The sequence below is a fragment of the Arthrobacter sp. Y3223164 genome, assembly GCF_059091005.1.
This window is the reverse complement of record NZ_JBNHGF010000364.1, coordinates 1-2,701: the sequence shown is the minus strand read 5'-3', so window position 1 is coordinate 2,701 and position 2,701 is coordinate 1. Positions and strand designations below refer to the sequence as shown.

At 68.3% G+C, this 2,701-nt stretch carries 2 protein-coding genes and 1 pseudogene; 1 reads left to right on the top strand and 2 read right to left on the bottom strand.

Annotated elements, in window-relative coordinates; all coding sequences use genetic code 11:
* Positions 1-137: 137 nt before the first annotated feature.
* Positions 138-1,145: a hypothetical protein gene (locus tag AC5RUJ_RS14100; protein WP_494128145.1), complete on the top strand. Its 1,008-nt coding sequence runs from the start codon at positions 138-140 to the stop codon at positions 1,143-1,145.
* A 56-nt stretch (positions 1,146-1,201) separates the two neighbouring features.
* Here the strand turns inward: AC5RUJ_RS14100 and AC5RUJ_RS14095 are convergent, their stop codons facing one another.
* Together AC5RUJ_RS14095 and AC5RUJ_RS14090 are read right to left on the bottom strand one after the other, a co-directional pair.
* Positions 1,202-1,903, bottom strand: coding sequence for an ABC transporter ATP-binding protein (locus AC5RUJ_RS14095; RefSeq protein ID WP_494000030.1), 702 nt, complete (start codon positions 1,901-1,903; stop codon positions 1,202-1,204).
* A pseudogene (locus tag AC5RUJ_RS14090) lies at positions 1,900-2,701 on the bottom strand (ABC transporter permease); the annotation flags it as partial. The gene AC5RUJ_RS14095 and the pseudogene AC5RUJ_RS14090, both read right to left, overlap by 4 nt.

The following is a 2,701-nucleotide window of genomic DNA, read 5'->3' as shown; positions in this document are numbered from 1 at the left end:
AGTGCCACACCCGGCGAGGCGAGGCAGCCGTCGAGGGCGGCGGCAGCGCCGCCAGGCGAGGTGCGCCGCCGTCGTGCTTTATCCACAGATGGGCCGCCGGGATCGACGGCGGGCGGGAGTTGGGGCACGTTGGTCCGATGGACGAACTCATCGGCAGTCTCGGACAGAAATGTCGCATTGACCGGCTAGTCAGCTACCGGGAACTGCGCGAACACGGGATCGAGGAACGCCAGATTACTGCCGCCGTGCGCCGCAGGATCCTGCACCGCCTGCGGCGCGGCATCTACATCTCGGAGGAATACTGGCGGGCGCAAAAACCGTGGGACCAGCAGGTGCTGATGATTAAAGCCCACCACGCGGCTTCCGACGGCAACCTTGTTTACAGCCATGCTTCGGCCGCACGGCTGTGGGGCCTGCACATCTGGAACGCGCCGCCTGAAATCCATGTGATCCAGCGCGGCCGCCGTGGCGAGAAGTCCGCTGGAACGGGGGTGGTACGGCACACCCATCAGGTTCCGGACCGAGACGTGCGGATCCTGTACGGGGGCATCCGCGTCACATCCCGCGAGCGGACGGTCCTGGACTGCGCGCGGTCGCTGCAGTTCGAGCCCGCCGTGGTCATCGCCGATTCGGCCCTCCAGCTCGGTGCGAGCCTCGAACGGATGCATGAATTGGCGGACGCCGCCCCCAGATCACGCTTCCTGACACGCGTCCGGCAAGTGCTCGACACCGTCGATGGGCGGTCCGAATCGGCGGGTGAGACCAGATTGCGGCTGAGACTGCGCAGTTGGAACTTCCCGCCGCCGGTACTTCAACACGAGATCAGGACGGCGGAGGGCACTTATCGCGCTGACTTCGCTTGGCCGGCACTGAAGCTCATCTTCGAGTTCGATGGCGACAGCAAGTACCGCGCCTATCACCCCACGGACCAAGTGATTCTGGACGAGCGGAAGCGGGAGACTCGTCTGATGGAAGACGGCTGGACGATCGTCCGTGTCCGATGGAGCCATCTCGACGACGATGATGCGCTCAGGCAGCGTTTGGTCCGGAAGTACAACGAGGCGGTTCGCAAGGCCTCAGGCCAGACGGCGGGAGCGGACGCCATCCACCAGATCCCCCTTTGGCTGCCAGATCAGGGGCTATAACCGGTGATCTGGACGCTGACCCCTGACCTCGTCTCCAGATCAGGGGCCGTGAGCGCCTAGTTCATCCGGGTGCTGCTGTCCGCGGCCTTGATGAGTTCCTGGTCGTGGGACGCCACGAGCACGGCAATGCCGTCCTTGGTGGTGTCCTTCAGGATGTGGATGATCTTGTTGGCCTGTTCGCGGTCCAGGTTGGCGGTGGGCTCGTCCACGACCAGGACCTTGGTGCCCAGGATCAGCGCCCGGGCGATGGCCACCCGCTGGCGTTCGCCGCCGGAGAGCTGGCCCGGACGGTGGCGCATGCGGCGGCCCAGCCCGACCAGGTCCAGCAGGTCCTTGGCCATCTCGGTGCGCTCTTCCACCTTGCCGTCGGGCACGGCCGGCAGCAGGACGTTCTCCAGCGCGCTCATGCCGTCGATCAGCGCGCCGCCCTGGTCCACGTAGCCGATCAGGGCCCGGCGGCGGTCGGAGATCTCGTCGTCATCCATGGCGCTGAGGGCGTCGCCCTGCCAGAACACCTCGCCGGCCGTGGGCTGCTGCAGCCCGGCGGCCACGGTGAGGATGCTGGTCTTGCCGGAGCCGCTGCGGCCGGCCAGACAGTGCATGGTGCCGGCTTCCAGGCCGAGGTCGAAGTCGTCGGCAATCACGAGCGGCTCGGCACCGCCGTCGTACCGGATGGTGATGCCCCGCAGCTCCACCGGCATGGCATGGTCGGCGGTGCGCTCCTTGGTGGCGGCGCGGGTCAGGGGTTCTTCGATCATTTCCGGGTCCTTGTCATCAAAACAAACCAAAGGAGCACGGCCGCGATGCCAGCGGCAGCGGCCCACACCGCGGTATGCGGTGCAATAAACAGGGCGGTCACGACGGCGCCGATGACCGCCAGCGGCAGGGCGACGGCGGCGGTGATGCCGGCCTCGCCGCGGCGGGCCTGCAGCAGCAGCGTGGGCGTCCAACCCATGGCGCCGAGGATGGCAAACTGTTCGCGCTTGCGGCGCGCCTCGAACCGGGTGGTCATCAGCGCCAGCAACAGCGCCGTGACCACGCCGAGCAGCGCCAGCGCGATGTTCAGGCCGCTCAGCTGTGCGGCGGCCAGCGAACCGAGCGCCGTGCTGCCGGCTGCCCGCGGAATGTCGGCCAGCACCGCCATCAGGGCTCCGGCCGCGGCCCCGAGCACCGCGACGCCCAACGCGATGGCCACGGTGTTGAACCGGTTGGTGCTCAGCTGGCGGGCGGCGAACTGCAGCGGGGTCTTCACCGACGGCACGCCGGCCGCCCCGGACGGTTCGACGTCCTTCGCCGGGTGCGGCTTGAGCATGGCGGCGGAGATGAAGGCGGAGGCACCGTAGACGACCAGCGCGATCAGCGACACCCACAGCGTCACGGCGCTGCGGCTGATGGCGCTGGCCACGACGGCTACCACCAGCACGGCGACGCCGCCGACCAGCAGCTCGTTCAGGAACCAGGAACGGATGCGCCGCCGGTTCCAGCCCATGGCCCGCAGCGTCACGGCTTCGGTCCGGCGGGAGCGGGTGAAGGCGACGGCGCTGGCGGCGGTCAAC

Bases quoted from the DNA above. Each gene is read 5' to 3' on its own strand.
- AC5RUJ_RS14095 (WP_494000030.1), bottom strand. From the start codon at position 1,903: ATGATCGAAGAACCCCTGACCCGCGCCGCCACCAAGGAGCGCACCGCC.
- AC5RUJ_RS14100 (WP_494128145.1), top strand. From the start codon at position 138: ATGGACGAACTCATCGGCAGTCTCGGACAGAAATGTCGCATTGACCGG.